At 68.9% G+C, this 25,934-nt stretch carries 22 protein-coding genes and 1 pseudogene; 3 read left to right on the forward strand and 20 right to left on the reverse strand.

Annotated elements, in window-relative coordinates:
• From VBO01S_RS22395 to VBO01S_RS22485, 19 genes and pseudogenes are all read right to left on the reverse strand, one after another.
• Positions 1-3,542 (reverse strand): annotated as a pseudogene (locus VBO01S_RS22395) (DUF11 domain-containing protein); the annotation flags it as partial.
• Positions 3,543-3,722: 180 nt separating this feature from the next.
• Positions 3,723-6,665 carry a DUF11 domain-containing protein gene (locus VBO01S_RS22400; protein WP_062479567.1) on the reverse strand — a complete coding sequence of 981 codons (2,943 nt, stop codon included), beginning with the start codon at positions 6,663-6,665 and terminating at the stop codon, positions 3,723-3,725.
• 180 nt (positions 6,666-6,845) lie between these two features.
• Positions 6,846-7,436: a DUF11 domain-containing protein gene (locus VBO01S_RS22405; RefSeq protein WP_082818235.1), complete on the reverse strand. Its 591-nt coding sequence runs from the start codon at positions 7,434-7,436 to the stop codon at positions 6,846-6,848.
• Positions 7,437-8,343: 907 nt separating this feature from the next.
• Positions 8,344-9,198, reverse strand: coding sequence for a response regulator transcription factor (locus VBO01S_RS22410; protein ID WP_157627424.1), 855 nt, complete (start codon positions 9,196-9,198; stop codon positions 8,344-8,346).
• Between the two features lie 98 nt (positions 9,199-9,296).
• Complete coding sequence (locus tag VBO01S_RS22415; RefSeq protein WP_062479573.1) at positions 9,297-9,527, reverse strand: hypothetical protein; 231 nt, start codon at positions 9,525-9,527, stop codon at positions 9,297-9,299.
• Between the two features lie 73 nt (positions 9,528-9,600).
• Positions 9,601-10,464 carry an intradiol ring-cleavage dioxygenase gene (locus tag VBO01S_RS22420; RefSeq protein WP_062479576.1) on the reverse strand — a complete coding sequence of 288 codons (864 nt, stop codon included), beginning with the start codon at positions 10,462-10,464 and terminating at the stop codon, positions 9,601-9,603.
• Positions 10,448-11,485 carry a branched-chain amino acid ABC transporter permease gene (locus VBO01S_RS22425; protein ID WP_157627425.1) on the reverse strand — a complete coding sequence of 346 codons (1,038 nt, stop codon included), beginning with the start codon at positions 11,483-11,485 and terminating at the stop codon, positions 10,448-10,450. Before VBO01S_RS22425 ends, VBO01S_RS22420 begins: the two co-directional genes overlap by 17 nt.
• A 5-nt stretch (positions 11,486-11,490) precedes the next feature.
• Positions 11,491-12,468 (reverse strand): Bug family tripartite tricarboxylate transporter substrate binding protein, encoded by a 978-nt coding sequence (locus VBO01S_RS22430; RefSeq protein WP_062479579.1) that lies wholly within the window; start codon positions 12,466-12,468, stop codon positions 11,491-11,493.
• A 37-nt stretch (positions 12,469-12,505) separates the two neighbouring features.
• On the reverse strand, positions 12,506-14,101 hold the full coding sequence (locus tag VBO01S_RS22435) for a sulfatase-like hydrolase/transferase (RefSeq protein ID WP_062479582.1): 1,596 nt from the start codon (positions 14,099-14,101) through the stop codon (positions 12,506-12,508).
• Positions 14,102-14,110: 9 nt separating this feature from the next.
• A complete protein-coding gene (locus VBO01S_RS22440; protein ID WP_062479585.1) occupies positions 14,111-14,971 on the reverse strand; it encodes a branched-chain amino acid ABC transporter permease in 861 nt (286 codons plus the stop codon).
• Entirely contained in the window at positions 14,964-15,680 is a 717-nt protein-coding gene (locus VBO01S_RS22445; RefSeq protein ID WP_062479589.1) for an ABC transporter ATP-binding protein, read from the reverse strand. The genes VBO01S_RS22440 and VBO01S_RS22445 overlap by 8 nt, the downstream gene beginning before the upstream one ends.
• Positions 15,677-16,396 (reverse strand): ABC transporter ATP-binding protein, encoded by a 720-nt coding sequence (locus tag VBO01S_RS22450; RefSeq protein WP_062479592.1) that lies wholly within the window; start codon positions 16,394-16,396, stop codon positions 15,677-15,679. Before VBO01S_RS22450 ends, VBO01S_RS22445 begins: the two co-directional genes overlap by 4 nt.
• A gap of 12 nt (positions 16,397-16,408) precedes the next feature.
• Positions 16,409-17,662, reverse strand: coding sequence for an ABC transporter substrate-binding protein (locus tag VBO01S_RS22455; RefSeq protein ID WP_062479595.1), 1,254 nt, complete (start codon positions 17,660-17,662; stop codon positions 16,409-16,411).
• Positions 17,663-17,711: 49 nt separating this feature from the next.
• Positions 17,712-18,779 carry a maleylacetate reductase gene (locus VBO01S_RS22460; protein WP_062479597.1) on the reverse strand — a complete coding sequence of 356 codons (1,068 nt, stop codon included), beginning with the start codon at positions 18,777-18,779 and terminating at the stop codon, positions 17,712-17,714.
• Between the two features lie 21 nt (positions 18,780-18,800).
• Positions 18,801-19,775, reverse strand: a complete 975-nt coding sequence (locus VBO01S_RS22465; protein WP_157627426.1) for a tripartite tricarboxylate transporter substrate binding protein — start codon at positions 19,773-19,775, stop codon at positions 18,801-18,803.
• A gap of 40 nt (positions 19,776-19,815) precedes the next feature.
• Positions 19,816-21,279 carry an aldehyde dehydrogenase family protein gene (locus tag VBO01S_RS22470; RefSeq protein ID WP_062479615.1) on the reverse strand — a complete coding sequence of 488 codons (1,464 nt, stop codon included), beginning with the start codon at positions 21,277-21,279 and terminating at the stop codon, positions 19,816-19,818.
• A 95-nt stretch (positions 21,280-21,374) separates the two neighbouring features.
• Positions 21,375-22,382, reverse strand: coding sequence for a hypothetical protein (locus VBO01S_RS22475; RefSeq protein ID WP_062479601.1), 1,008 nt, complete (start codon positions 22,380-22,382; stop codon positions 21,375-21,377).
• 23 nt (positions 22,383-22,405) lie between these two features.
• Complete coding sequence (locus tag VBO01S_RS22480) at positions 22,406-22,915, reverse strand: cupin domain-containing protein (RefSeq protein WP_062479603.1); 510 nt, start codon at positions 22,913-22,915, stop codon at positions 22,406-22,408.
• Positions 22,916-23,072: 157 nt separating this feature from the next.
• Entirely contained in the window at positions 23,073-24,023 is a 951-nt protein-coding gene (locus VBO01S_RS22485; protein WP_062479604.1) for a LysR family transcriptional regulator, read from the reverse strand.
• A 204-nt stretch (positions 24,024-24,227) separates the two neighbouring features.
• Between VBO01S_RS22485 and VBO01S_RS32740 the strand changes: the two genes are divergently transcribed.
• From VBO01S_RS32740 to VBO01S_RS22495, 3 genes are read left to right on the forward strand one after another with little or no spacing between them, the layout of a single operon-like run.
• On the forward strand, positions 24,228-24,389 hold the full coding sequence (locus VBO01S_RS32740) for a hypothetical protein (protein WP_169805078.1): 162 nt from the start codon (positions 24,228-24,230) through the stop codon (positions 24,387-24,389).
• A gap of 9 nt (positions 24,390-24,398) precedes the next feature.
• On the forward strand, positions 24,399-24,644 hold the full coding sequence (locus VBO01S_RS22490; RefSeq protein ID WP_062479607.1) for a hypothetical protein: 246 nt from the start codon (positions 24,399-24,401) through the stop codon (positions 24,642-24,644).
• A 12-nt stretch (positions 24,645-24,656) separates the two neighbouring features.
• Positions 24,657-24,908: a hypothetical protein gene (locus tag VBO01S_RS22495; protein ID WP_062479609.1), complete on the forward strand. Its 252-nt coding sequence runs from the start codon at positions 24,657-24,659 to the stop codon at positions 24,906-24,908.
• Between the two features lie 12 nt (positions 24,909-24,920).
• On the opposite strand, the gene VBO01S_RS22500 is transcribed toward VBO01S_RS22495, so the two are convergent.
• Positions 24,921-25,934: thioredoxin family protein (locus VBO01S_RS22500; protein WP_157627427.1), on the reverse strand; the 1,014-nt coding region annotated here is incomplete at its 5' end.

Below are 25,934 nucleotides of genomic sequence, written 5' to 3' on the forward strand. Positions count from 1 at the left end.
AGGCCGCGCACGTCGCCCACGGGCACGACCTTGCCTTCGGGGTCCAGGCGCAGGCGCACCTGCGCTTCGGCCTCGGTGTCGGGGCGCGCGGCGATGGCGGCGCGGCGTGCAGCCACATCGGCGATGACACTCTTCTCGTCGCAGTTCGTGATGATGAAGTTGGCCTTGTGGAACTCACCCTTCTTCAGATCGACGAAGCGGCTCTCGGGCGCGCCCGAGTTGCGGTTGTCGAGCACTTCGAGCTTGGCGCCCAGCGGCAGCGTGGTCTGGTCCAGGCGCAGCACGTGGGTGACGGGCTTGAGGCCGTACAGGCTCCACTTGCCTTCGATGTCGGTGACGACGTGGGTGCCGTCTTCCATGTACAGGCGCACGCCGGGCACGCCGATCTCGTCGGCGCCCTCTTGCTTGCCGTCGCGCTTGCAGTCCAGATAGACCTTGCCGAAGGCGAAGGCGTCGTCGGAGAACACGCCGCCCGTCACGCGCACGGTCCAGTTGGCCAGGTTCGACTGGATCGGGCCCGAGGTGGCGCGCGCGCGGTTGATGGCGTCGCCGTTGGTGGGCGCGCCCACGCCGATGCGCACGCGGTAGCGCACCATGGCCGACTGGTCGGGGGCCACCACCAGCGTGGGGTAGTGGAAGATCAGGCCCGGGCCGGCGCCGCCGGCGGGGTTGGGCACGACCTGGCCGTTCAGGCGCACGCTGTTGGCCACGTAGGCGAAGCCCGGGGGCAGCGTGTCGTTGAAGGTGACGCCGGTGACGGGGAAGCCGGTCTTGTTGGTGACGGTGAGCGCGTAGTCGATGAAGTCGCCGAACTCGACCTGGCGCTTGCTGCCGTCCTTGCGCAGCACCAGGCCCAGGATGTTGCCCGGATCGAGCGGGATGTGGTTGTGCACGGCGTCGCACGGCGTGCCATCGGGCTTGGCGCCGGCCTGCACCTGGAAGTAATAGCTGGTCGGGTCCGCGTCCTTCGGGGGCACGGCGCTGGGCACGACGGCGCCGCAGCTGGTGAACGAGCCGCCGGTGACGGGGATCAGTTGCGAGGGGTAGACGTAGCCGCTGCCGGCCGGCGGGGTCACGGACAGCGCGTACGTGCACAGGCCCGTCACGGGCGGCGTCTGCAGGTAGAACTGGTAGGCGCCATCCGCGCCCGTGGTCATCGAGACGCTGCCGTTGGGGTTGAGCGTGTAGGTGCCCGAGTCGGCGCCGTAGATCTCGGCCGCGGTGATCGGGCCGGCCGTGCCGCTGCTGCACGACTGGCGCGTGTAGGTGACCAGCGCGCCGGCCACAGGTTGACGGGTCAATGCGTTGTAGACCGTGCCTTGCGGATCGACCAGCAGCGCCTGCACCGAGGTGGCGGTGGCCGCCAGCAGCATGGTGGGCGTGACGTTGACGGTGTTCTGCTCGAAGGCGGCGGCCCAGGCCTTGTTGGTGAGCGACACGCGCCCGCCGATGGCCGATGCCTTCTCGGTGATGCGCACGCTCAGGCGGATCTGCTCGCTCTGGCCCGGGGCCAGCGCGCGGGCGCCGTCGGTCAGGCTCAGCGCCACTTCGGTGGGCAGCTGGAAGGGGTCGGCGCTGTCCTGCGTGGTGCGGTTGCAGGTGGCGCGGCCGGTGAAGCCGGTGGCGGCGTTGAGGTTGCCGTTGGCGGCCTTGGGCGGGCCCAGCAGTTCCCACGACGCGACCTGCCCGCTCGACTTGTCCATGTCGAAGGTGCAGTTCAGGTTGTCGATCACGCGCACGTTGGGTGCGGCGACGGCGCCGGTGTTGGTGACCTTGAAGGTGTAGTCCAGCTCGTAGACGCCGGGCGACACGCGCCGGGCGATGGAGGCCTGCTTGGTCAGCGTGAGCGTGGGCAGTTGCGTGGAGACGGGCGTGGGCGAGGTGTCGTTGTTGGGCTTGCCGTCGCCGTCGGCGTCGGGGTTGTCGCCGTTGACGGAGTCGTCCAGAGCCACCGCCGGGCCGCCGGCATTGAGGGCGCCCGAGGCCTTGACGGTGTTCAGCAAGGTGCCGGTGCGGCCGGTGAAGTTGATGCGCGCATCGAACTGCACGGTGAACTGCCCGCCCACGGGCAGCACGGCGCCGTCGGCCAGCAGGTTCGAGGCGGCGGCGGTGCCCTTGAAGGCGGGGTTCGGCGCGGCGACGGTGCCGCCGCTGGGTGCGGGCGCGATCACGATCGAGCCGGGCACGATGGTGTACTGGTTCGCGCCGGGCACTGCGGCTGCCGTGTAGGTGCCGAACTGCGTGGCGCCTGCGCCTTCCATCACGTCGGCGGCCTGCACGCCGTACAGCCATGACGTGCCGTAGTTGCGCACGTTGACGCTGAAGCGCACGGTGGCGGTGCCGTCGGTCTTGCCGTCGGTGCCGCGGTTCACGCGCGGGGTGGATGCGGCCTTGGCCACGCCGATGCGCGCCTGGGTGGAGCTGATGACGATGGTGTTCGAAGGCACGGTGGCCGGGCCGGTGCCGTCGTTGTACTGGCTGTGCGCGGTGTTGCGGATCTCGCCCACCTGGTCGGCGTTGACCTTGACGGCGAACTGCATCGCGATGGACACGTTGCGCGCCACCGGCGTGGAGATGCCGATGGCCACTTCGACGGCCGAGGCGTCTTCGGCGGTGCGGTAGCTGAACGCAGGATCGTTGGCCAGGCGGTACAGCTTGACGGCGTTGGCGGCGGTGGTGCGCAGCGTGCCGGGCACGTACTGGGTGCCGACGGGCACGGGGTCGCGCACGAGGACCAATGCGGAAGGGGCACCGTTGACCAGCAGCGGCGTGTTGGTGGGCGCGATGACGTTGGACGGCTGCGCGTCCTGCGCGCCGATGTTGGTGCCCGAGACCGAGAAGTCGATGCGCGTCTGGCCGGGGATCACGTTGCCGGGGTAGCTGGCCGACTTGACCAGCTGCAGCGCGGCGGCGTTGCCGACGGTGACGGTGTCGCGGTTGATGGCGACCAGACCTTGCAGCGCGGTGGTGGCAGTCAAACCGACGCAGGCCACGCCGGTTGCAGCGGTGGGGATCGTGCCCTGCACCAGCAGCGCGGCGGTCTCGCCGGGCTTGAGCGCGAGGGCGCCCGCGGCGTTGAGCTGCACCACCGGATCGGCCGCATCGACCACGCCGTTGTTGTTGCTGTCGCGCACGACGCGCAAAGCGGACAGATCCAGCGTGTCGGCCGCGCAACCGCCGGCGTTGTTGGCCAGCGCCAGCGTGTAGGTGGAGGCGACGTTGCCGGTGTTGGTGAGCAGGTGGCTCAGCGTGACGATGCTCGCCGGCGGGCGCGACAGCGACTGGTCCTGCGTGAGCACCAGCGCTTCCACGGGCAGCACCGTGGCGATCACTTCGTTGGACGAGATGGTCTCGGTCTGCGCCAGGCCGTTGGGCACGTAGGTGCCGGTGGCGATGCTGCGGATCACGATGCCGGCGGGGGCCGGCGCGGCGTTCACCTGGGCGGCACCACCCAGCAGCAGCGCTGCGCCAGCGGCGAGCGCGGCAGCCCATCCGCGCCACGATGGCCGGTGTGTGCTCCTGGGATTGAAAGTGAACAGCATGCCGCGAACCCTTGATCGATCACCGCGTGGGGATCAGAAGAAACGAAAGAACTTTTTCGTTTGCGCCCTCGCCTCGGAAACGAGAGAAGGCGCAAAGGAAAAACGCACAGGCTTTCGCATGCCCTGTGCGAGGGAGCCGACGGGCTCGCACCCGTCGGCTCCGCTTCACTCAGGCGAAGCTCAGTTGTTGACCTTCACGGAGAACAGCAGCGTGGCGGTGCCGCCAGGTGCAACGGTGTTGGCTGCGCTGCCGCAAGCCACCGTCGTCGCGGTCGAGGTGTAGTTCGCTGCCACGAAGGCGGGCGTCACACCGGTCGACGTGCACCGCGTGAGCACCGGCGGCTGCGTCGCACCCGTGAAGGTGGTGTAGGCCGGCACGGCGTCGTTGATCGACATGTTGGTCACCGGAGCGGAGCCTTCATTGGTCGCGACGACGCGGTACACGAGGCACTCACCCGGCTTGGCGACCAGCGGGGCCGACGAGGACGGGACCTCGGTGCCATCGCAGTTCACGTCCAGCGCCTGCGTCTTCACGAGGCGCATCTGGCCGGTGATGACCGTGGTGATGTCGGTGGCCGTCGGCGAGCCGCAGGCTGCGACGTCAGGGAAGGTCACCGTCACCGTGGCGGTGTCGGTGGCGCCTGCCGTGGCGCCGCCCGGTGCGAACACCTTGACGAGCAGCTTCTGGGTCTTGCCGCTGTCCAGCGCGGTGCCGGTGGCCGGTGCGGTCGGCGTGACCGTGCCGTTCGTCACCAGCGTGTCGCCGCCGTCGATCTGGCCGTCGCCGTTCACGTCGACGTACAGCGCCGTGGTCCAGCCCGCCGTCACGTCGGCTGCAGGCAGCGTGGCCGTGACGTTGTACTTGGTACCGCAGCTTTGCGCGCCGGTGATGGTCACCGTGTGGGCATACACCACCGAACCGCCGGGAGCGACCTGGCCGTTGTTGTTCGGCGTGAGGGTCGCGCCGAAGGTGTTGGCCGTGGTCACGGTCACTGCGTCCATCTTGGTGTCGATCGCCACCACGCCCGTGGAGGTCGCGATGGTGGAACGCACCTGGAAGTAGATCGCCTGGCCGGTGACCGGCGTCTGCGAGGCAGGCGGCGTCACGCAGGCATCGACCGGCGCTTGCGCGTTGCCGGCGACAGCCAAGGTGGTGACCGCTGCGCCCGTGCAGGTCGTACCTGCCGCCACGAACTTGACGGTCCAGCCCGCAGGCAGGCTGCCCGGGAAGCTGTTGCTCTGGCTGGCCGCCAGGCTGTAGGTGTTGGCCGTCGAGTCGTTGTTCTTCACGAACAGCGTGAAGATCGTGCCCGTGCCCGCAGGCGTCGAGTTCACGGTCGTCGGCTGTGCGCTCGGACCGGTGCCCAGGTCACCCTTGAGCGCGTCGTTGCTACCGCCGGTGGTGTTGGTCAGGTCGACCAGCACGCCCGTCACGTTCGTCAGCGTGTCGCGCGTCGATTCCGTCTTCGTGTTGTCGCCCGTCGAGGTACCGGTGACGATCGCCGTGCCGCCCGTGCCCGGCGCTGCCGAGGCCGGCAGCGTGGCCGCCAGCACGAACTGAACGCTGCCATTGGCCGCGATCGGACCGGTGTCGGGCACGCCGTCGCTGTTGTTGTCGATCAACGGCGTGACGCCGTCTGCGGCAAAGAACTTGAAGGTCGTGCCGGCCGGGAACGTGCTGCCCGCAGCCACCGTGAGGTTCACGACGTCCGTGGCATTGCCGGTGTTGAACGCGGTCTGCTTGAACTTCACCGTGGTGCCGGCCCCTGCACTGGCGACGGTCGTGGTGTCGGCCACGCTCGTGTTGGGGTTGCCCGCACCGGTGTCCTTCGAGGCCGTCGGGCTGGCGGTGGCGTCAGCCGAACCCAGGATGATGCTGAAGGTGCCGATGACGTTGTAGCTCGCCGGGTTGGTCGGCGAACCCGTCGTGCCAGGGGTCGTGGAGGTCGCACCCGGTGCGTCGACAGGGTTGTACTTGGCCGTGTTGGTCGTGGTCGACGTGCCGATGGCCGCCGTGTCGTTGACCATCACCACGAAGCTCACCGTCTGCGTGACGTTCGGCTGCAGCGTGTTCACGACGACGGTCAGGTCGTTTCCAGCGGCGCTGAAATCGATCCCGGCCGCGTCGCCCGCTGCCGCATCCGTGAGCGCGACGCCAGGGGCGTTGCTCCAGACCGCGGAACCGGGGACGTACGTGAAGCCAGCAGGCAGCGTGTCCGTCAAGGCGAACCGGCCAGCCGCACCACCCGTGTTGTTGAACTTCAACGTGTAGGTGGTGTAGACGCAGCCTGTGGCCGGCGTGGTCGCGCCCGCCACGGTGGCAGCGCAACCGGCGACCGAGCGCGGACCGCTGGTCGAAGCCGCGGGCCAGGTGCCGCCGTTGGCGGACCAGGCGACCGACGGAACGCTCAGGCTCTTGGTGGCGTTGAAGGCCGCCTTGTCCGTGAGGTTCACGTTGTCGACGTCGGCTGCCGTCAGGTTGGCAGGCGCGTACAGCGCCGGCGTGCCTGCGGTGGCCGTGATGGTCGCAGCCACCGGCGAGGTGAACGTGCCCGACGAAGCGGTGCTCGGGATCGAGTACGCGACGACGAACGGGAAGGTGCCGTTGTTGCCTGCCACGGTCTGGGCCGGGACATTACAGACAGCGCCTGGAACCACCGAGCACAGCGCGGTCGTGCTGTCGGGCACGCCGTCGGCATTCGCATCGGCGAACACTTCGACCTTGGTGAAGCCGTTCGGACTGGCCGGCGCGGTCACGGTGAACGTGAAGGTGTCGGAGCCGTTACCCGTGTTGGTCAGCACGTGCGGTGCGTACACGGTCGTGCCTGCGGCGCCGGTCTTCGTGTTGACCACGTTGGTCGTCACGGTGGTGTAGGTGTCCAGGTTGAACGAGCCGACCTGCTGCACCGTCGTCTGCACGAGGTTGGAGGTGGCCAGTTGGCTGGCGCCGTTCGGGTCCAGGTAGGTGGCCGAAGCCTGGTTACCGATGATGGTGTTGGCGGGTGGAGCCGCAGCGAGTGCGCCGGAACTTCCAAAAAGGAAGCTCAGCGTCAGGGCTGCTGCGCCCGCCCAGAGCGCGCGCGGCGCGGGGCCGGTGCGACGGGCAGACAAGGTAGGGATCACTTGGGTTTCTCCTCGGGGGTTGGGGTCAAAAAAGATCAAAAAAAGGACGAACTCACCCCGGCCGGGGATTTCCGCGAACGAAAACCGGCAATGGAAAAACCAACGGGGTTTTGAAGAAAAGAGAGAACCGGCCGTCAGCGCGGCTCAGGGCCGCCGACGGTCGTCGTCAGCGCGGGAAGCTCAAGGCGTGCTGCGCGCAACCTTCTGCGCGTCGGCACCAGCGGCCACCGGCGCGGGCGGCACCACCGTCTCGACCTTGGCGCGCGCGGTCACCGCGGCCGAGCCGTTGGCGGGCAGCTGGCCCAGCGTCCAGCGCAGCGAGCGGTACTCGTTGTAGGGAACCGGCTCCGACTTGCCGTTGACGACGCGCGCCAGCGGCTCGGCCGCAAAAGCGCCGTCCTTGGTCGCGGCCTTGACCAGCGTCGCGCCCGGCTTGGCGGTCTTGGGCAGGTACTCCAGGCCTTCGGGGATCGGCAGGTTGGCCACCAGGCCGGTGACGGCCTTGCCCGTGTGGTTGGTGTAGGTGGCCGTGTACTCGAGCACGTCGCCCGGCTTGACCGAATCGGCCGCCAGCAGCTGCTCCTTGCCCTGCGCGTCCTTGACCACCTTGGCCTGCGTCAGCACGACCGCGACGGTCTTCTTCTGCGCAGCCTCGGTGGGCGCGGGCGCGGCCTTCGTGCCCTGCGCGGCGGCCATGCCGCCCAGCCCCAGGGTCATGGCCACGCCGAGCCCCAGGCCGAGGCGAACGGTCAGCCGGACCACCGGCGACATGAATGAATTCAATTGAGACGAACTTCCGATAGACATAGACAACTCCTAAAAAACAACTTCAAAGCCAGACCGAGGCAACACGAAGATCAAACCGACTTGACCTGTGGCCTCGCGAATTGGCGTCGAAGCCATTTCCCAGCCACTTGCAGCACACCACTGACACACCGGCATCGGCGACGACCGCCTCCGATGCCCACGCTCGGCCTCACGCAAGCACGCCCTTTTCGAGCCGCTTCCATGAGCCATTTACCACGTTCATATTATTTTCTGAATGTTTACAAAAACAATCGAACGTCTGCGATCCGCCACTTGCAATGGCCGAGGGTTCCGTGAAAATGTCACGAGCGGCCCTCTAAAGTTAACAACTGTGAATACAGATGTAATCTGGACGTCTGCTTAGATTGTGAATAAACCTGCAATTGGAGTGTGATCAATTTCACAAGCGGATCGCCTCCAAGTTGTTGATGCGTTTGAATAATTTCACTTCCACATCAACCCACGGCCTCACGATCCCCCAGTGTTTCAAGGGAGAAACGAGGCCCTTCGAGCGGCCCCGGACTGGCCTCTTGGGGCCACTTCGAAACTAAATTTACAAATTCACAGACTGTGTAATCAGGCGCCGTGAATTTCAGATCCTGCATGCGCGCCCTGTCCCCCAATGGTTTCAATCACGGGCTGCGCGAAATACGTCTTGATGGATTTTTCAAAATCCAATTCCATTCAAACAGGCACGGCTTCGCCATTGGCCTGAATTCAATTCAAGCCAATCCCGGCCGGCTCACTTCGCCGGAATTCATTCGTTGGTCTGTCGACGCCCGGCCTCAATTCGGAGGCGAATGGGCGAGCGTCTTTTTTAAAGTGACCTTGCGTCACCCCTTCGGATGCCGCGGGCGCTGCCCGCGAAAACTCACTTGCCGTGCCGGTTGTGCGCGCGCTCCAGCGTGTAGCCCACGCCGTAGAGCGAGCGCACGCGGAATTCGCCCGCCACGATCGATGCCAGCTTCTTGCGCACGCGCGACACCAGCGCATCGAGCGACCGGCTGGCGCCCATCTCGCCATTGCATCGGGGCCCCTGGGGCAGCTGCTGCCGCGACACGGGCGTGTCGAGGTGGCGCACCAGCACCCGGGCGATCTCGAATTCGCTCGGCGTCATGATGGCTTCGCGGCTCGCGTACTCGACCGCGAGGCGGCTGCGCACGAGCTGGAAACCGTACAGGCCGTGCGGCTTCGCATTCCTGCGCAGCGATTTCCTGCCGCACAGCGTCGACACGCGCGCCACGACCTCTTCCGCGTTCCAGGGGCTCACCAGGAAATCGTCGACGTCGAACACCGACACGCGGGGCGTTTCCAGCACGCCGCGCGACCGGGTCAGCACGACCACCGGCGCCGTGGCCGCACGGCTGGCGCCGATGCCGAACAGGATTTCCGGCAGCGCGCCCTCCATCGCCTCGCCCATCAGCAGGAAGAGCCCGACGCCGGGCATCGAGGCGGCCTCCAGCAGGTCTTCCTCGTTGACCACGCACAAGGGACTGAAGCCGGCGTCCTTCAACCGGCCTCGCAGCCAGTCGATCTCTTCGCCGGAATCCGTCAGCACCACCACCCGACCGTTTTTCTGTTCCACCCTGTCCACCATCGCTTCCCTTTTCATCGCTCCCCACTTGCCTCTCACAATGGAGTGGAATGTATTAACGTTTATGAACAGTCGATAGGGAAAAGTGCCGGTATTGACCAACGGAAACAGGTGGCCCTGTTCTTTTGTCATCGTGTGCAAACAAACTCACACTAATGGGGCGTCACCCCCTCGACACGGGCGGATGGAATCCCGGATCAGCCTTCCATTCCGCGAAGGCCAATCGCTCATCAACCCCTCTGGGAAGTGGCCTCGGACGCAGGGGCCGCCTTGCGCGCGGACAGCCTTTCGAGCAGCCCGACGAGCCAGCACATCGGGCAGCCGCGCAGCAGCAGCAAGGCGCCGACGAGGGCGGGCGGCGCGATCCAGGGATGGGCGGACGACAGCAGCACAGCCAGCGCGATGAGCACGAGCGCGCCCGCGCCGCGAAGCAGATGCCAGGTGATGGAAACGGGACACATATGCAGGGCTCCTTGAAGAGGGACACCTGCAAGAGAGGCGGCGAAACGCCGAAACGGTTCACGGGCCCCCTCCTCACCCCCCGGCCGGTTCGAGCACGAACGCGAAGTCCAGCGTGTGGAACGGCCCGGCCTGCACGCTGCCGTCGGGCGCGCGACCCGGGCCATGCGCCGCGAAGTCGCCGATGAGCGAGCTGCGCACGCCGAACACCGCGTCGCTGTCGAGGTACGGATCGCCCTCGCGGAAGACGTGCGTGATCAGCGTCTCGTAGCCCGGCGCCTGCACCATGAAGTGCACATGCGCGGGCCGCCACGGATGGCGCCGGGTCGCGCGCAGCATGGCGCCCACCGGCCCGTCGGTGGGAATCGGATAGGCCACCGGCGCCACGCCGCGAAACCACAGCCGCCCTTGCGCGTCGGTGCGCAGCACCGCCCGCCCCTGCATGAGGCCGCCGGGCCGCTGCACGTCGTAGAAGCCTTCGGCATCGGCCTCCCACACGTCGACCACCGCATCGGCCACGGGCTCGCCGTCGCGCCCGCGCACGGTGGCCTGCACGAACAGCGGCTCGCCCACCGCGCCGGCCGCGATGTCGCTGCCCAGCGGCAGCTGCGGCGCGCCGGCCACGTGGAAGGGGCCGAACACGGTGGCCTCGGTGGCCTGCGGGCTCTTGGCGTGGTTCATCGCCACGGTGAGCATCGACAGGCCCAGGGTGTCCGACAGCAGGATGAACTCCTGGCGCTGCGCGTCGCACTTCTGGCCCGTGGCGGTGAGGAAGTCGATGCCCGCGGCCCACTCGGCCTCGGTGAGCCGCACCTCGCGCGCGAAGTCGTGCAGGTGGCGCACCAGCGCCGACAGCACCTCCTTCAGCCGCGCGTCCTCGCAGTCGGCCATGCGCTCGAGCACGGCGGCGGTGATGGTGTGTTCATCGATGTTGCGCATGGGCGTCGGGCTCCGGGTAGGAAGAAGGCGCGTGCGCCGCCGCCAGGCGCCGCTGCGTCGGGAACAGGGACCAGGCCCAGCGCTGCTGCGCCCAGCCCCACAGCCCCTGCTTGAAGAAGATCGTGGCCACGATGGCCAGCAGCCCGAGGCCGAGCAGGTACCAGGTGCCGTAGTCGCTCAGGAACTTGTTCAGCGCCCAGAACACCAGCGCGCCCACCAGCGGCCCCTCGATGCGGCCGATGCCGCCGATCACGACCATGAAGATCGCGAAGGCGGTCCAGTTCGGCGCGAAGGCCGCGTCGGGGCTGATGCGCAGGTTGCCCACGAAGTACAGCGCGCCCGCCAGCCCGGCGCCGAAGGCCGCCACCACGTACACCGCGAGCTTCATGCGCGCCACCGGGATGCCCTGCGATTCGGCAGCCATCTCGTTGTCGCGGATCGCCAGCAGCGCCAGCCCGAAGCGGCTGCGCAAGAACAGGTAGACCAGCGACACCGCCGCCACCACGCAGCCCAGCGCCATCCAGTAGGTGACGCTCTCGCGCGTGGCGCGCTCGATGCCGCGCAGCGCCGTGAGCGTGGTGCCCGAGCCGCCGCCCACCGCCGACACGTTGGCGAAGCTGAGCCGGAACACCTCGGCGATCACCCAGGTGCCGATGGCGAAGTAGCCGCCCGACAGCCGGAACGCCACGAAGGACACCGGCACCGCGATCAGCGCGGCGGCCAGCGCCCCCAGCGGAATCGCCACGAACGGATTCACGCCCGCGAAGTTGCCCAGCATCAGCATCACGTAGCCGCCGAAGCCGAAGAAGGCCTGCTGCCCGATGCTGACCATGCCGCCGTAGCCGGCCAGGAGGTTCCACATCATCGCGAAGATGAAGTAGCAGGCGATCTCGACGAACTCGCGCATCCAGCTGGGCTCGCCCCAGAAAGGCAGCGTGGCGGCCACCGCCACCAGCGCGGCGGCGCTCCAGCCCGCGCGGCGGCTGCTGCCGGTGTCGATGGTGACGACGACGGAGGCCATCGCGCTCAGTCCAGTTGCAGCTGCACGCGCGCGGCCACCTGGCCCCAGCGCTGGTGCTCGGAGCGCAGGCGGCGCGCCGCTTCTTCGGGCGTGTTGGCCACCACCTCGAGGTCCATGGTGGCCAGCCGCTCGCGCAGCTCGGGCGCAGCCAGCGCCTTCGCCACCTCGGCCTGCAGGCGCGCCACCACGGCCGGCGCCGTGGCGCGCGGCATGGCCATCATCTCGGCGAAGCTGGCGTCGTAGCCCTTCACGCCCGCCTGCGCGACGGTCGGCACCGTGGGCTGGCTGCCCAGGCGCTTGCTGCCCGACACGGCGATCGCCACCAGCTTGCCGTCGCGGATGATCGGGCCGACCGTCGGCGAGGCCAGGAAGCCGCAGGGCACCATGCCGCCCATCACGTCCTGCATGGCCGGGCTCGGGCCGCGGTAGGGCACGTGCTGCATCTGCACGCCGGCGTCGGCCAGCAGCATCTCCATCGCCATGTGGCCGGGCACGCCGGGACCGCCCGAGGCGTAGCTCATCGGCTTGGCCCTGGCCGCGGCCAGCAGCTCGGGCAGGGTCTTGATGCCGGCGCCGGGAAAGCACACCAGTTCCTGGCTGAACGCGGCCAGCTGGGTCACGGGCACCAGGTCTTCCATCGGGCGGATAGCGAGCTTGCGGTACAGGTGCGGGTTGATGGTCAGCATGGTGTCGGGGCCGACCAGCACCGTGTGGCCGTCGGTGGCGCGCGCCACCTCCTGCATGCCGATGTTGCCGCCCGCGCCCGGCTTGTTGTCGACCACCACGGGCTGGCCCAGCGCCTTCTGCAGGGCCGGCTGCATCAGCCGCGAGACGATGTCGCCGGGCGCACCGGCCGGGAAGGCCACCACCAGCCGCACGGGCTTGGTGGGCCAGGTGTCGGCGGCGTAGCCGGGTGCGGCGATGGTGGCGAGCACGGCGGCTGCTGTCAGGCAGGCCGCGAGAGGTCGGCGGAAAGCATTCATGGGATGTCTCCTTTTTTTCGAAATGGGGTGCGCTCGCCTACCAGGCGCCGATGAGGATGCCGGCCGCCAGCTCGCGTTCGTTCCAGCGCGCGATGTCCTCGGGCGCCACCGTGGGAAAGCGCCGCCGCTGGCGCAGCCAGTCGAACAGCAGGCCCAGCATCTGCTCGCGCACCGCGGCCAAGGCCGGGTCGCGGCCCAGGTCGACCAGCTCGTCGGGGTCGGCCTGCATGTCGAACAGCTGCGGCGGCAGGTCTTCGAAGTGCACGAACTTCCAGCGGCGCGTACGCAGCATCGTCATGTGGCTGCGCTCGACGGGCTGGGCCAGCGGCAGGCGCACCTCGTCGCGGAACGCGAAGCTGTTCTCGCACACCACCAGGTCCTTGCCGGCCGCGCCGGCGTGGCCGTGCAGCAGCGGGCGCAGCGATTGGCCTTCGAGCCATTCGGCCGGCTGCGGCAGGCCCAGCGCATCGAGCATCGTCGGCACGAGGTCGATGCATTCGACCAGCGCGTCGCTCACCGTGCCGCGGCGCGCATCGGCTTCGGCGCGCGGATCGACCACGATCAGCGGCACCTTCACGATCGGGTCGTGGAACAGCTCCTTCTCGCCCAGCCAGTGGTCGCCCAGGTAGTCGCCGTGGTCGCTGGTGAAGACCACCAGCGTGTCGCGGTCCAGCCCCTGTTCGGCCATGAAGGCGAAGAGCCGGCCGAGCTGGTCGTCGACCTGCTTCACGAGCCCCATGTAAGTCGGCACCACCGTGTTGCGCACCTCGTCGCGGCTGAAGTTGCGGCTCGCGGTCTCGCGCCGGAAGCCTTCGACCACCGGGTGGGCGTCGATGCGCTCGGCCTCGCTGCGCACCACGGGCAACATGTCGTCGGGCCCGTACATCGCGTGGTACGGCGCGGGCGCCACGTAGGGCCAGTGCGGCTTGATGTACGACAGGTGCAGCACCCAGGGCGCGTCGCCGGCCTCGCGCATGAAGTCGATCGCGCGCTCGGTCGTGTAGGGCGTCTCGCTGTGCGCGCCCGCGATGTGCGCGGGCCGGTCGGCCCAGCGCATCTGCCAGCCGCTCAGGATCTCGCCGTCGGGGCTGCGGCCCGAGTTGGCGAAGTCGTGCCAGGGGTTGTCGGAGTCGTAGCCCTGCGCGCGCAGCCAGTCGCAGTAGGCATTGCCCGTGACCTTGAAGCCCGGCGGCCAGATGCCGTCGTCGCGCGCATAGGGCTCGAAGCCGCCTTCCATCGCGAGCCGGCCCGCGCCCTGCGTCGGATCGATGCCCAGGCGGCGCGCGCCCTCGGTGTCGGCCTCGACGTGCGTCTTGCCGACCAGCGCGCAGCGCACGCCGTGCGGGCGCAGGTGGTCGCCCAGCGTCTTCTGCCCCACCGACAGCGGCACGAAGTTCCACATCGTCCCGTGGCTGCTGACATAGCGGCCGGTGTAGGTCGACATGCGCGAGGCGCCGCAGACCGCGCCCTGCGCATAGGCATGGCTGAAGCGCACGCCGCGCGCGGCCAGCGCATCGATGTGCGGGGTCTGCAGGCGCGGGTGGCCGTAGCACGAGAGGTGGTCGGCGCGCAGCTGGTCGCACATGATGAACAGCACGTGCCTGAGCGGCGCGGGGGAGGTCTTGTCGGTCATGTCAGCAGGTCAGCGTGTCTTGGGGAACAGTCCCTGCGGCCGCAGCACCAGCACCGCGGGGAACACGAGATGGCCGAACCAGATGCCCCAGCCCGGATCGATGCGAAAGCCGATCTGCTGCGCGATGCCCAGGATCATGGCGCCGGCCAGCGTGCCCCAGAACGAGCCCATGCCGCCGATGATCACGGCCTCGAAGGCAAAGAGCAGCAGCAGCGGGCCGTCCGACGGCGACACCGTGGTGCGCATGCCCTGCAGCGCGCCGGCGATGGCGATCAGCACGAAGGCGATGCCCGTGGCCAGCGCATACACCTGCCTGGCTTTGAGGCCCATCAGCTCGGCGATCTCGCGGTCATCGGACACCGCGCGGAAGGTGCGGCCCAGCGGCGTGCGCGTGAACATCCACTGCATCGCGCCCGTGGCCGCCACCGCAACCGCCAGGATCACCAGCGGCAGCGCCCCCAGCGCCAGCGTGTCGCCCAGCGGCACCGAGGCGGTGGCCAGCGCGCCGACCTCGATGGCGCGCGGGTCGGCCGAGAACAGCTCCAGCAGCAGGTTCTGGATCACGATCGACAGGCCGAAGGTCACGACCAGCGAGGGCAGCGGGTCCTTGCCCAGCGTGCCGTTGAGCACGTGGCGCTGCAGCAGGTAGCCGAAGCCGAAGGCCAGCGGCAGCACCGCGAGCACCACCAGCCATGGCACAGATGCGCCGGTCATCGAGACACCGGCGATCACCGCGAAGGCGCCCAGGATGATGAAGTCGCCCTGCGCCGTGTTGGTCAGCCGCATGACGCCGAACATCAGCGACTGGCCGAGCGCGAACAGCGTGTAGAGGCCGCCGAGCAGCACGCCCTGGAGCAGGGTTTCAAGCATGGTGCTCCTCGATGCCGAAGTAGGCTTGCGAGATCTGCTCGGGCGTGAGTTCGTCCGAGCGCCCCGTGAGCGACACGCGCCCGTCCTGGAAGCAGTACACGCGCTGCGACACCTGCCGCGCCATGCGCACGTCCTGCTCCACGATCACGACCGTCATGCCCTCCCCCGTGATGGCCGGCATGGCCGCATAGATCTCGCGGATGACGACCGGCGCCAGGCCGAGCGAGAGCTCGTCGCACAGCAGCAGCTCGGGGTTGCTCATGAGCGCGCGGCCCAGCGCCACCATCTGCTGCTGCCCGCCCGACAGCGAGGTGGCGGGCTGGCGCCGCTTCTCGGCCAGGATCGGGAACAGGCCGTACAGGCGCTGCAGGTTCCACGGCCCCGCGCGGCGCGGCGTGGCGCCCATCAGCAGGTTCTCTTCCACGCTCAGGCTCGGGAACAGGCGCCGGCCTTCCGGCACCATCGCCAGGCCGCGCCGCACGATCTCGCCGGGCGGCAGGCCGCCGATGGGTTCGCCCTTGAAGCGGATCGCGTCGAACGGCGCGCGCAGCAGCCCCGTGAGGCTTTTCAGAAAGGTCGACTTGCCCGCGCCGTTGGCGCCGATGACCGCCACCAACTCGCCCGCCGACAGCGTGAAGTCGATGCCGAACAGCGCCTGCGCATCGCCGTAGAAGGCCTGCAGGCCGTGGGTGTCGAGCAGCGCGCTCATGCCTCGATCCCCATGTACACGCGCCGCACCTCGGGGTCGTTCATCACCGCGCGCGGTGCGCCTTCCGCGAGTTGCTGACCGAAGTTGATGACGAACAGCCGGTCGGCCAGCGACAGCAGCGCATGCACGACATGCTCGATCCAGATCATGGTCACGCCGCGCGCCTTGATGCGTTTCAGTTCCGCCACCAGCACCGCCGCCTCGGGCTCGGTGAGCCCGCCCGCGATCTCGTCGAGCAGCAGCAGGCGCGGTTTGGTCGCCAGCGCGCGCGCCAGCTCGAGTCGCTTGCGGTCGAGCAGCGTGAGCCCGCCGGCCGGCTTGTTGGCGTGCGGTGCCAGGCCGGTCTGGGCCAGCACCTCGTGCGCCGTCTCCCAGGCTTCGCGCTCGGCCTGCTGGCCGCCGAAGCAGGCGGCGGTGACGAGGTTCTCGAACACGCTCATGTGGCCGAAGGGCTGTGGCACCTGGTAGCTGCGGCCGATGCCGGCGCGGCAGCGCTGGTGCGGGCGCAGCCGCGTCACGTCGCGGCCCGCGTATTCCACGCGGCCGGCGTCGACGCGCGCGTCGCCCGAGATCAGGTTGAACAGCGTGGTCTTGCCCGCGCCGTTGGGCCCGAGGATGCCCAGCGTCTCGCCCTCGGCCACCGCCAGCGTGATGCCGTCGGTGACCTTGAGCGCCCCGTAGGACTTGCTCACGCCGTGCAAGGCCAGCAGCGTCATGGCAGCCGTCCCTCAGAGCAGGCGCAGTGCGCCGCCGGTGGGGATCGCCTTCGCGGCCTCGTTGTTCACCAGCGTCAGCTCCACCTTGCGCTGCTTGCCCTTGCCCCACTGGCCGAGCACCAGCGGTGTCTTGCTGACGTTCTTGAACGGGCCCTGCCCGCCCCACTTCACGGGGCCGACCACGGAGTTGATCGAGGTCGCGGCCACGGCGTCGCGCACGTCGCCGGCCTTGAGCGACTTCGATCGCGACAGCGCGTTCGCCGCCACCTCGAACAGCGCATGCGCGAAGCCGATGGGCTGCGTCCACTGCTTCTTCGTGCCGGCCTCGTAGGCCTCCGCGAGCGCCTTGGCGCTTTGCTGCGTGAGGCTGGAGCTGAAGGGGTGCGACGGGCTCCACCACACCTCGGTCGACAGGCCCTCGCCCAGCTCGCCCAGCGCCTCGATGGCGCCCGGAAACAGCAGCGCCTTGCCGAGCGTGATCACCTTGGGCCTGAAGCCCTGCTGGCGCGCCTGCGTGAGGAAGGTCTTGGCGTCGGGCGGGATCACCACGCCGGTGACGATCTCGACGTTGTCGCGCTTGAAGGCCGCGATCTGCGCGCTGAAGTCCTGCGTGCCGTTCTGGAAGCGGCCGGGGTCGGTGAGCGTGAAACCCATCTGCCCGAGCGGCTTGGGAAAGCCCAGTTCCTTGTCGCCCCAGGCATTGCCGTCGCCGTCGTTGGGGAACAGGCCGCCGACCTTCTTGTTGGTGGCCACCGTTTTCCAGCCGTTCGTGAAGGTGGCGATGACGTCCTCCAGGCCCCAGAACAGGTGGTAGGTCCAGTTGAAGCCCTTGGCCGGATCGCCCTTGCGGCCGAAGAACCAGGGCTGCCACGGCACCACGCTGGAGATGCACGGCACCTCGTTGAGCTCGCAGGCGTCGCTCACCGGGTTGGCGGTCTCGGGCGTGCCGGCCGTGAGCACCAGCGCGACCTTGTCCTTGAGGATCAGGTCGTTGGCCACCTCGCCTGCACGGTTGGGGTTCGACTGGCTGTCCTTGAGCACGATCTGCACGGCGTACTTCTTGCCGCCCACGGAGATGCCGTCCTTGAAGGCGGCCTTCATCTGCTCGATCACCCACTTGTCGGCCTCGCCGAAGGGCGCGAGCGGCCCGGTCTGCGGCGACACGTAGCCGATCTTGAGCGTGTCGGCGGCGAACACCCGCGGCGCGGCGCCCGTGGCGGCGAGCGCGGCGGCGGCCTGCGTGAACTGTCTGCGGTTGAATGTCATGGCTGTCTCCTTCGTTGTTCGTGTGTGCCTTCGATGCCCGCGCCGTGGCCTAGCCCGGCGGCTCGCCGTCGTAGGCGCGTTGCAGCAGCGCACGGATCGCGTCGCGCTCGGCCGGGCCGAAGGGCCGCGGGTTCCAGTACGGGTTGGCGACGGCGATGTCGGCCGCGCGGTCGAGGTCGGCGGCGCGCATGCCGATGTCCTTCAGCGCCACCGGCGCGCCGTTGTCGCGCGCCAGCGCAAACACCGCCGCCGGTGCCGACACGCCGCCGAGCGCGCGTGCGATGCGCGCCATGGCACGCGGCGCGGCCTGCGCGTTGAACGCGAGCGCATGCGGCAGCACCACCGTGTGCACCTCGGCGTGCGGCAGGTTGAAGCTGCCGCCCAGCGTGTGGCACAGCTTGTGGTGCAGGGCCATGCCCACCGCGCCGAGCACACCGCCGCAGAGCCAGGCGCCGTACAGCGCGTCGGAGCGCGCCGCCAGGTCGTCGGGCTGAATGCGGATGGCGGGCAGTGCGCGGGCGAGTGCGCCGATGCCCTCCTCGGCCATCAGGTCCATCACCGGGTTGCTGTCCTGCGCGTACAGGCCCTCGGCCGCGTGCGCGATGGCGTTGATGCCGCTCGTCACGCTCAGGCCCACGGGCAGCGTGCGCGACAGCTCGGGGTCGTAGATCACGGTGCGCGGCAGCACGCGCGGGTCCTTGCCGGTCTTCTTCAGGCCGTTCTCGGTGAGGCCGTAGATCGGCGTCATCTCGCTGCCCGCGTAGGTGGTGGGAATGGCGACGATCGGCAGCCCCGACTCCAGCGCGATGGCCTTGCCCAGCCCCGTGGTGGAGCCGCCGCCCAGCGCCACGGCGCAGTCGGCGCCGAGCCGGCGCGCCAGGTCGCGGGCCTCTCGCGCCGTTTCCACGGGCACGTGCATCACGGCGCGGTCGAACAGGCCGGCCGCCTGCGCGCCGAGCGAGGCCGCCACGCGCTCGGCCTGCGGGCGCTGCTCGGGCGTGCACAGCACCAGCGCCTTTTTCGCGCCCAGCGCATCGATCTCGCGCGCCAGGTGGCGCAGCGAACCGGCGCCGAACACCACGCGCTGCGGATGGGTGGTGTGGATGAAGTCGTGCATGGCGCGCTCCTTTCTTTCTGGCTATTCGAGGCTCAGGCTGCGCTCGCGCACCAGCCGGGCCCACTTGTCCTGCTCGGTGCGCAGCACGACGGCGAACTGCTCGGGCGTGTTGGCGATGCCCGTCAGGCCCTGTTCGCGCAGCCGCTGCTGGAACGCGGGCTCGGTCACGACCTTGCGCACCTCGGCCTGCAGCCGGTCGACCACGGCGCGCGGCGTGCCGGCCGGGGCCAGCAGGCCGACCCAGGAGTTCACCTCGAAGCCGGGGTAGCCGCTCTCGGCCACGGTGGGCACATCGGCATAGGCGGCCGCGCGCTGCGCGCCGGTCTGGGCCAGGGCGCGCAACCGGCCCGCGTTGACATGCGGCTGGGCCAGCACGGCCGAGAGGAACATCATCTCGACCTGCCCGCCCAGCAGGTCCTGCTGGGCCGGACCACCACCGCGGTAAGGGATGTGCGTGACGAAGGTGCCGCTCACGGCCTTGAAGTACTCGGCCGTGAGGTGGTTGCTCGAGCCCGGCCCGACGCTGGCGTAGTTCAGGCGCCCCGGCTGCGCCTTGAGCAGGCCGACGAAGCGCACGAAGTCCTTCGCCTCGACCTTCGGGTTGACCACCAGCACCAGCGGGTTGCTCGCCACCTGGGTCACGGGCTGCAGGTCTTTGGCGATGTCGAAGCTCAGCTTCGGATAGACCAGCGGGTAGGTCGCGTAGCTGTCGAACACCATCAGCAGCGTGTGGCCGTCGGGCGCCGCGCGGGCCACCTCGGCCCCCGCCAGCGTGCCGCCGGCGCCGCTGCGGTTGTCCACGATCACGGTCTGGCCGAGCGCGGCCTGCAGGCGCGGCTGCAACTGGCGCGCGACGGTGTCGACGATGCCGCCCGGCGGAAAGCCGACGACCAGCCGCACCGGCTTGGTCGGCCAGGCCGGCGCCTGGGCCTGCGCGGCCATGCCCCACATCAACGTGCAGGCGACCAGGGCCCGGGAGAGGATCGAGAAAGACATCGTGTGCATCCGTCGGGTTGGGAAGAAAAAAAGGAAAACGTCAGCGCACGAAGTGCGGCGGAATCTGCGCGTCGACGTTGACCCACACGCTTTTCACCTGCGTGTACTCGCGCATCGCATCGAAGCCCATCTCGCGGCCGTAGCCGCTCTGGCCCACGCCGCCGAAGGGCGAGCCGGGGTTCACGCGCTTGTAGCTGTTGATCCAGACCATGCCGGCGTGCAGGTCGCGCGCCACCTTGTGGGCGCGCTGCAGGTCGCGGGTCCACAGGCCGCTGCCCAGGCCGTAGTCGGTGCCGTTGGCGATCTGCATCGCCTCTTCGTCGCTCTTGAAGGTGAGCACGGTGACGAAGGGGCCGAAGACTTCTTCCTGCGCCACGCGGTCCTGGTACGAACGGGCGCGCACCACGGTCGGCTGCACATAGCAGCCCTGCGCCAGGTCGCCGCCGGGCGCGCCGCCGCCCGCCAGCACCTCACCGCCCTGCGCCTGCGCCACCTCGACATAGCTCAGCACGCGGTCGCGGTGCTGGGCGCTGGTGAGCGGGCCCATCTCGGTGGCCTCGTCGAGCGGGTTGCCCAGGCGGATGGATTGGGCCAGCGGAATGAACTGCTCGAGGAAGGCGTCGGCGATCTTCTCGTGCAGCATCAGCCGCGAGCCCGCGATGCAGGCCTGGCCCTGATTGTGGAAGATGGCCCAGGCGCTGCCGTTCACGGCGGCCTGCAGGTTGGCGTCCTCGAACACGATGTTGGGGCCCTTGCCGCCCAGCTCGAGCTGCACCTTCTTCAGGTTGCCCGCGCTGGCCTGCACGATGCGCCGGCCGGTGGCGGTGCTGCCGGTGAAGGCGATCTTGGCGATCTCGGGGTGCTCGGCGATGTACTGGCCCGCCACGCTGCCCAGGCCGGGCAGCATGTTGACCACGCCGGGCGGCACGCCGGCCTCGGCCATCAGCTCGGCGATGCGCAGCGAGGTGAGCGGCGTAATCTCGGCCGGCTTCATCACGATGCAGTTGCCGGCCGCCAGCGCGGGCGCCATCTTCCAGCTCGTGAACATGAGCGGGAAGTTCCACGGCACGACCTGGCCGACGATGCCCACGGGCTCGCGCAGCGTGTAGTTGAGAAAGCCCTCTTCCACCGGAATGGTCTCGCCCTGGAACTTGTCGGCCATGCCGCCGAAGTAGCGAAAGCACGCGGCGGTGCGCGGCACGTCGAGCCGGCGCGAGTCGCGGATCGGGTGGCCGGTGTCCAGCGATTCGAGCCGCGCAAGCTCTTCGCCGTTGGCCTCGATAAGGTCGGCCAGCTTCAGCAGGATGCGCCCGCGGTCGGCGGCGGCCATGCGGCTCCACTTGGGGAACGCGCGCTTCGCGGCGGCCACGGCCTTGTCGACGTCGGCCTTGCCGGCCAGCGCGACCTGGGCGATGGGCGTGTTGTCGTGCGGGTTCAGCGTGGCGAGCGTCTCGCCGGATTCGGCGTCGACGAAACGGCCGTCGATGAAAAGCTGGTGGCGGATGGAAAGAGCGGGCATGGGTTCTCCTCGCCCTCCCCGCGCGGGGAGGACTGGATGGATGAATGGCGGGAAGAAGGAAGCGGCGGCGGGCCGGCCGGTCAGAACTCGACCGGGATCTCGGGCGACTCGCCCTTCTGGATCTCGTAGACCAGGCTGGGCGAGCCGTTCTCCCACACCAGCAGCATCGAACGCTTGGGGCTGAAGCCCTGGTGGCGGCAGTAGGCGGGCATGGCGGCCATGTCGCCGGCCTTCATGATCACGCGGGCCATGGGCTTGCCGGTGTTCTTGTCGCCGCAGTCCCAGTGGATCTCGTCGGTCATCTGGAAGAACCACTCGACGCGGTCGTTGCCGTGGATGATCGGCAGGATGTGCTCCTCGGTCGTCGGGCACATGTAGCTGTGCTTCACCACCGAGGTGAAGCTCGGGTTCCACGTGACCTGCGAGCGGCTCAGGAAGCCGAAGAGGTTGAAGGCGTGCACCTCGTTCTCGAAGCCGGGCTCGGGGTGCAGCTCGGGCTGGCCCTGCGGCACGTCGGCGAAGGCGCGGTTGACGGGCGCGCCGCGCGCGTCGCTGCGCAGGTCGAGGTCGCCCTTCAGGCCCACGCAGCGCTTGGCCAGCTCGCGCGCCCGCGTGATCTTGGCCGTGTTGTTACCGCTCTTGCGGCCGTAGGGCGAGCCGGTTTCCTGCGGCGCGGCGAAGGGGTCGAAGGCCTCGTTGGTCCAGTCGTCGAGCATGGCCTCGAAGGTGGCGCGGATCTGCGCCGTGGGGAAGTTCTCGAGCAGGTCGATGCCCGCGTCCTTCATGGTGCCGTTGAAGCTGCCGGCGTACAGGTCGACCGAGTCGTAGTGGTTGATGGTGCCGAACACGTTGTCGAAGTTGACCCAGCCGTAGAAGAAGCCCCAGGCCACGTCGCGCATCAGCGCACGCAGGTAGCTTCCGGCGTCCATGGTGTGGCTCATGGGTCGGCCGTCACGGGTCTTCCAGGTGATGTGGGCGAAGTACTCGTCCCGGCGGAAGCCGAAGCTGCCGAGCGAAAAATCCTTGTAGCCGAGCGTGGCATCGGGCTGCGATGCGATGACCTTGGCGAGTTCTGCGGGTGCGTTCATGGTGTGGCTCCTGGATGGCGGGTTCAGTGCGTCTGGCAGATGTCGGCCCACTTCTCTACCGAGAGGTCGCCCTTGCAGGTCTGCAGCACGATCACGCCCGGGTCGCCGGCCACGCGGAACTGGTAGGCCGTGTTCTTGGGCAGCAGGCCCTGGTGGCCGCGCGAGAGCTTCATCCAGCCCATCTTCTTGCCCTGCGGCTCGCCCTTCACGCGCACGGCGCCGTTCTTCTCGGTGTCGGCCACGGCCTGGGCCGCATCGAGCTGCACGAGGTGCACCTCGACGTCGCCGTCCATCACCAGCGCGAACTCGTCGTGGGCGCAGGTGAACCAGGGCGAGGTGCCTTCGGCGCGCAGCGTTTCCAGCACGTAGATCTGGTTCTGGCCGAACACGACCTTCTCGTACGGTGCGCTGATGCTGGCGATCTCGAAGCAGTTGGAGAACGCGTAGTGGCGCACGTCGTCGTCGATGGGCTCGACGTGGCCTTTCTCGAAGTGCTTGAGGGACCCGAAGCGGGTCTGGTATGCGACGGTCATGGGTGTCTCCTGAGGTGCCGGACGATGCAGCGTGGTGACTGCGATGTGTGCACTGTAGGAAACGGGGGGCGCGAGCGGTAGGCCCGAAACGCGGGCCGCATTGTTCGGCAAATCCGTTCAATGCACAGGGTTTACCCCGGAACCGACCGCGCTCGCGTCAGGCGTCCCAGATCAGCCCCGGCGGCAGCAGGCCGCGTTCGATCATGGCCGCGTCCCACGGCGGCACCTTCGAGAACGCCTGGGTCAGGTGCTCGATGAACAGGCGCAGCTTGAAGGCATTGCGCGAGGTGCCCGCGTACACCGCGCTCAGCGAGAACGACGACAGCTGGTGCGCCGGCAGCACCACCTCCAGGTCGCCGCGCAGGATCGCCTCGCCGGCCACCAGCGTCGGCAGGCAGACGATGCCGGCGTGCTCCATGGCGTACTCGCGCAGCAGGTGGACGCTGTTGGTGAGCAGCGCCGCGCTCATGTACAGCGTGACCTGCTCGCCCGCGTGATGAAAGGTCCAGCGGTCGCGCGTGGGGTAGCCCGAGTACAGGCCGAGCGTGTGCTTGTGCAGCTCGCGCGGGCTCGCCGGCCGGCCGTGCGCACGCAGGTACTCCGGCGTGGCGCAGAACACGCGGCGCACCGGGAACAGCGGGCGCGACACCAGCTCGGTCGACGCCGCCGGAAAGATCTGCAGCGCGCAATCGACGCCCGCCTTCACCGGATCAACCACCGCGTCGCTCACGATGAGCTCCAGGTGGATGTCCGGAAAGCTCACCTGGAAGGCGCGCAGCAGCGTGGCGAAATGCCCCAGCACGAAACCCGTGAGCGCATGCACGCGCAGCGTGCCGGTGGGCCCGTCCTTGGCGTCGCGCATCTGGTCCATGATGTCGTTGGCCCGCCCGACCAGCTCGACGCAGTCGCGCAGGAAGGCCTGCCCCACGTCGCTGAGACGGACCACGCGCGTGCTGCGGTGGAACAGCGGCGCGCCGACGTGGTCCTCGAGCTGCTTCACGCGGCTGGTCACCACCGATTTCGACACCCGCAGCTGGCGCGCGGCCTCGGCAAAGCTCTGGGTCTGTGCGACCCGCACGAAGGTCTCTATGTTCTCGAGGCGGTCCATGGGGCATGCAATGTAGCGGTTGCGCGGCGGCGGCCGGTCGGCCGCACGGGTGTGAAGTACTGCGCAATCCCGCACGGAGATTGACCGCACCCTTCTCAATTCGCCCACAAATGTGAGCATTTCCCTGTGAGATTGTTAATACGGCAACTATTGTCCTGCCCCGAAGCACCCCGGGTGCACAAGAAATCGAAGCAGGGAGTTCCCATGACCAAATCCACGATCACCGTGATGCTCGCGCTGGCGGCATCCGTTCTCATGAGCGCCTGCGTGCACCACCACGCGCCGCCGCCGCGCGCGGAGCCCGGGCCGGCGCACAAGGGCGGCAACTTCTGCCCGCCGGGCCAGGCCAAGAAGGGCAACTGCTGATCGCCCGCCATGCTGAACCCGTTCCTGCGTGACATGACGCCCGACGAACTGCCGACCGGCACCGCGCGGCCGGCCTACATCGCCCTGCTGCCCGTGCTGGCCTATGTGCTCGTCGCCATCGCCTTCCTGAGCATGTCGGTGGTCGTGCCGAGCCTGCTCGTGGCCTGCCTGTTCGCGACCGCGGCGGCCATGTCGCTCGGCGCGGGCGTGGTGCTCGGCATGAGCATCTGGATCTTTCCGCAGCTGTCGAGCTGAGGGCCGCACGCGATGAGTACTTCCAACGCTTCCGTCTTCCGCGTCCAGAGCTGGCGCACGACCCTGCTTGCGGCCTCGGTCGTGCTGCTGATCGTGATGGCGCTGCTCATGAAGTGGCTGGTCGAGCTGCAGGTGGAAACCGCGCAGGAACGCCAGCTGCGCGAAGCCGTCGCCCGCGAGGCCGACGCCCGCTGCTTCGTGCTGCCCACGCGCCAGGAGGTCGACACCTGCCGGGCCGTCAACGCCGCGGGCCTGACGCCCTGACCGGGGCGCCGCTCAACCGAAGGTAAACGCGTAGGCCTGCGCACCGGCGTCGAGAAACTCGATCTCGAACAGCCGTTCCCTGCCGCCGCCCGCCGACTGCCGCACCAGCTGGTACAGCTTCTGCGCATCGACCACGCCGTGGCCCTGGGCATCGGTGTCGGCGCCGTGGTCCGCCAGCGGCGGCTGGCCGTCGACCCGCACCGTGAAACGCACCGGCTTGCCGTCGGCCATCGGCCCCAGCACGAGGTGCAGGTCGCGCGCCTTGAAGCGGTAGGCGATGCGGCCATTGGCCTGGTTCAGCACGGCCCGCTCGCCCTCCACCGTCCAGTCGCCGCCCAGCGACCACTGGTTGGTGCGCAGCGATGAAACCACGGGCTCGTAGGCCTTCGCACGATCGCGCGCGATGCCGCCGGGCGACGCGAAACCGTGCGCCCGCGCATGGCCCAGATAGGTTTCGCCGGACTGCGCCGGCTCGGCGCCGGGCGCGGCCTGGGTGCCCTGCCCCAGCGGCGCCACCAGCCCGTCTGCGACCTGGGCCTGCCCGGCCTCGGCCAGCAGCTGCTGGATCACCTGCTCGGCCTTGTCGTAGCGGTTCTCGCCGAACTGGTGATGGCGGATGCGCCCCTGCGCATCGACGAAATAGAACGCGGGCCAGACCTGGTTGTCGAAGCCGCGCCAGATAGCAAAGTCGTTGTCCAGCGCCACCGGGAACCCGATGCCCAGGTCTTTCACGGCCTTGCGCACGTTGGCCGGGTTCTTCTCGAACGCGAACTCCGGCGCATGCACGCCCAGGACGACCAGGCCCGCGTCCTTGTACTTGTCGGCCCAGGCGCGCACGTAGGGCAGCGTGCGCAGGCAGTTGATGCACGAGTAGGTCCAGAAGTCGACCAGCACGACCTTGCCGCGCAAGGCCTCGGGCGTGAGCGGTGCCGAGTTGATCCACTCGGTCGCGCCGGCCAGCGACGGTAGGCGACCTTCGACGCGGAGCTCGCGCGCGGGCACCGGGGCCGGGCGGGTGTCCGCGAC

The organism is Variovorax boronicumulans NBRC 103145, from assembly GCF_001591345.1.
GTDB lineage: Bacteria > Pseudomonadota > Gammaproteobacteria > Burkholderiales > Burkholderiaceae_C > Variovorax > Variovorax boronicumulans.